A 3,634-nucleotide genomic window follows, 5' to 3' on the forward strand; every position below is an offset into this window, starting at 1 on the left:
TCCTTTTTGGACGGGCGGGACGCCCATCCCACAATAACAATTAAAATTGTAAGTTATTTAATTCGCGATCCTTAGTTCCCAGGCTGACTACTCTGGGCACAAAAGAGTGCTCCCGTCATATCTCCTCAAAAATGTTTTGGGCGTAGACTTTCCCCCAGTCCGGGGGTAGGTTTTTACATCTTGTCTGAGTTGGTTATTTTACCATATTCATTTGTTAAGATGGATTTGCTATTTTACTTAACAATGGAAAAAAGCCGTCCTACAAGGACAGGGTTTTCAACCCAATTTTCTGATAAAATAATACGGCAAGGGAAGATAGGGAAAATTTAACATGGAAAGTGTTGCTTACATTTTGATTCTGGCTTTAGCCATAGGCGTACTATTTTTTGCGATCGCCTTTCGGGAACCTCCCCGGATTGGCAAATAATTAGCTATACGCCTGCGGCAAGTCCAAAATATCTTGAACCGGACTGCGGTTAGCCCGCATCATTGCATCGAATGTGGTGCGGGACTATTTCACCGCTGATTGCTAAGTCATTTTTCTAGTCCAGCCATTCATCCGATCCCGCGCGGTTAGATGAGTGGCAATTTGCTGGCAATGCCTGTTAAAATCAGCAATCATGCGCTGTTCCTCCTGCCAACACACAAATAGCCGCGTTCTAGAATCGCGTTCAGCCGAATCAGGTCAAAGCATCCGTCGGCGGCGTGAGTGTTTGAGCTGCCAGCACCGCTTCACAACTTACGAACGCATAGAATTTGTGCCGATTACGGTGATCAAGCGGGACGGCAAGCGCGAATCTTTTGACAGATCAAAATTAGTCAGGGGATTGATTCGGGCCTGCGAAAAAACCGGTTTGTCTTCCGGGCATCTCGAAACCCTGGCCGAAGAAATCGAGGCGCAACTCCAAGGTCGATCGCTCCGAGAAATCGCCAGTTCAGAAATAGGGGAACTGGTGCTGTTGCACCTGCGGCCGCTCAGCGAAGTCGCTTATGTCCGTTTTGCCTCCGTATATCGGCAATTTCGAGGCATCCGAGATTTTGTAGATACCCTAAATCACCTTCAGAATCCCCTCAACGAAGCTGAAGATACAGAAACTAGACCGAATTTTGACGCAGATTTGCCGGATTCCGAATCAGTCGATCGAGAAAGCCCCGCATCCTGCGCGAGTCCCAGCTAAGCTCGCTTAAATTAATTTAGAGAAATATTCTGGGAGATTGAAAACCGTGTCGCGAGGAAGGCCAGGAGGAATAGCGACTCAAGGGACTCTCATTCGAGCGAGTGTTCTTTTTTCTCAGTAAGAGTGCTGGGTGTGATATGATCGTCATCGGTCTAAAATAGAGTATAACTAGACAACGTAAAAACTTAACTGGATTAGTTGAGTGCGTAGTCACACCTAACGGTGTTGCAGTTTAGGAAAGCTCGCATTTGAACAAAACCTAACTAAAGATCCGTGACTAATTAAATACGGTAGGACATACCGAAATTTACGCTTCTGGAGAAACCGACCTCTACTTAGACTGGAGTAATCCTGTCGCCAGCAAGTCGGCTCGTTGAGTCAGTAACCCCGGTCTAAAGACACGGGGCTTGTAAGAGAAATCTGGCAAGCCATACTGACCAGACTAAGGCTTAATTGCCTACGTTTTGAGAGTCACGACACCCTGTGGATGCGTAGCTAGTCCCCTGCTCTGTCCGGAGCAATTAAACAGTTCTAAGGTCACTGGAACAGTGTTGCAGGTCTAACAAGCTCTCGAAACATTGTCGAAGCTAACATTACCCCATTCATGGGAGGCACAACCCGTGCAAAATACTATGCGTACAGGGCTCTTAAGTTTGAGGCGGTAATTGTCCCGTTGAAAGTGCAACACAAAAGCACACCGAGCCAACCAGTCCCAAGGCGGTAGTAAATCAAAAATGTAAAGATGAAGAATCTCAGTTTATTTATACCTGAGAGTGTCAAAATAGTCTACTTGACTCGGAATGTTAAGATTAAACGTTTTAACACAGAGTATGGAGTAACAGTAAAGGCAAGCGCTGGTGTGCAGTTGCACCCGGCAAAAGTTAGCAAAAACTGACTTTAGTAAAAGATTTTGAAAAAAGTTAATCGCTTTTTAACCAAAATCTCGAATATCTGCCGGCACAAACGAAAAACATGAAGGAGAGAAATCCTAGGAAACTATTCGCATGGTCAATCTCAAAACCACAGTCAAAGACATCGGCTTTACTCACGAAGATTTTGCAGCCCTACTTGATAAATATGACTATCACTTTAGCCCGGGCGATGTAGTAGCGGGTACAGTTTTTAGTATAGAACCCAGGGGCGCTCTGATTGATATCGGTGCTAAAACAGCAGCGTACATTCCCATTCAGGAAATGTCGATCAATCGAGTCGAAAGCCCTGAAGAGGTATTGCAATCAAACGAAACCAGAGAATTTTTCATTCTAACCGATGAAAATGAAGACGGACAATTAACCCTGTCCATCCGGCGCATCGAGTATATGCGGGCGTGGGAAAGAGTGCGACAACTGCAAGCAGAAGATGCCACAGTACGATCGCAAGTATTTGCCACCAACCGCGGCGGCGCACTCGTGAGAATAGAAGGCTTGCGAGGCTTTATTCCCGGTTCTCACATCAGTACCCGCAAACCGAAGGAAGAATTAGTCGCCGAAGAATTACCATTAAAATTCTTAGAGGTAGACGAAGACCGCAACCGCCTAGTGTTGAGTCATCGTCGCGCCTTAGTTGAGCGCAAGATGAACCGCCTCGAAGTCGGGGAAGTCGTCATCGGTACAGTACGCGGTATCAAGCCTTACGGTGCCTTTATCGACATCGGCGGCGTCAGCGGCTTGCTGCACATCTCGGAAATTTCACACGATCACATCGATACGCCTCATAGCGTTTTCAATGTCAACGACGAAGTGAAAGTGATGATCATTGACTTGGATGCCGAGAGGGGCCGGATTTCTCTCTCCACCAAGCAGTTGGAACCGGAACCGGGCGCGATGGTCAAAAATCGCGAATTGGTATACGAAAAAGCTGAGGAAATGGCAGCTAAGTTCCGCGAGAAAATGCTGGCTCAAAAGCAAGCTAAAGCAGGCATAGACATTCCTGTAGACTCAACTGATGCTGAGGATGACCTCTCCGACGAAATACTCGAAGACGTACCATCAGCAATGGAAGAGGATGAGCCCGAAGTAGCAGCCGAAGCAGCACCCGAAGTAGCAGCCGAAGCAGCACCCGAAGCAGTATTAGATGTAGAGGAAGAAATCCCTCCTGCGACGGAAGAATAACATCGCAGTTAGTGTTATTAAAAGAGGGAATTTTCCCTCTTTTTTTTTGCCTTAAACGTCCCAATTACCAATCATTAATTACCAATTAATATCAATTCTGAAAAGTACGCGCGCATTTGTAGGGAAACGGAATTGCCCATAGGTGTCAACTTAACGTTAAACCCATAGTCCGGCAAGGGTTGAAACCCCTGGCGGACTGACGGGATGACTAACGAACTTGGCGAGCTAACAGCTTAAGTTGACACCTATGGGCATTGCTGTCTCCCTACTTAGGAATGAGAATTAAATAACTTCCACAAGTTTGTGGGATGGGGAGCATCTCAGTTTTGCATTTACAGTGCGAGC

The 3,634-nt window shown here is 46.4% G+C and carries 3 protein-coding genes; all 3 read left to right on the forward strand.

What is annotated here, in order from left to right:
• The first annotated feature begins 331 nt into the window (after positions 1-331).
• The 3 genes from QUB16_RS32960 to QUB16_RS32970 all read left to right on the forward strand — a co-directional run bounded on the left by QUB16_RS32960 (position 332) and on the right by QUB16_RS32970 (position 3,289).
• Complete coding sequence (locus QUB16_RS32960; protein WP_006635641.1) at positions 332-427, forward strand: photosystem II reaction center protein T; 96 nt, start codon at positions 332-334, stop codon at positions 425-427.
• A gap of 193 nt (positions 428-620) precedes the next feature.
• Positions 621-1,178, forward strand: a complete 558-nt coding sequence (gene nrdR, locus QUB16_RS32965; protein ID WP_190738941.1) for a transcriptional regulator NrdR — start codon at positions 621-623, stop codon at positions 1,176-1,178.
• Between the two features lie 1,004 nt (positions 1,179-2,182).
• Positions 2,183-3,289 (forward strand): 30S ribosomal protein S1, encoded by a 1,107-nt coding sequence (locus QUB16_RS32970; RefSeq protein ID WP_333322576.1) that lies wholly within the window; start codon positions 2,183-2,185, stop codon positions 3,287-3,289.
• The last annotated feature ends 345 nt before the right edge of the window (positions 3,290-3,634 follow it).

Origin of the sequence: Microcoleus sp. D3_18a_C4 (assembly GCF_036702415.1) — a bacterium.
In the GTDB taxonomy this organism is placed as follows: domain Bacteria; phylum Cyanobacteriota; class Cyanobacteriia; order Cyanobacteriales; family Microcoleaceae; genus Microcoleus.

Bases quoted from the DNA above. Each gene is read 5' to 3' on its own strand.
- QUB16_RS32960 (WP_006635641.1), top strand. From the start codon at position 332: ATGGAAAGTGTTGCTTACATTTTGATTCTGGCTTTAGCCATAGGCGTA.
- nrdR (WP_190738941.1), top strand. From the start codon at position 621: ATGCGCTGTTCCTCCTGCCAACACACAAATAGCCGCGTTCTAGAATCG.
- QUB16_RS32970 (WP_333322576.1), top strand. From the start codon at position 2,183: ATGGTCAATCTCAAAACCACAGTCAAAGACATCGGCTTTACTCACGAA.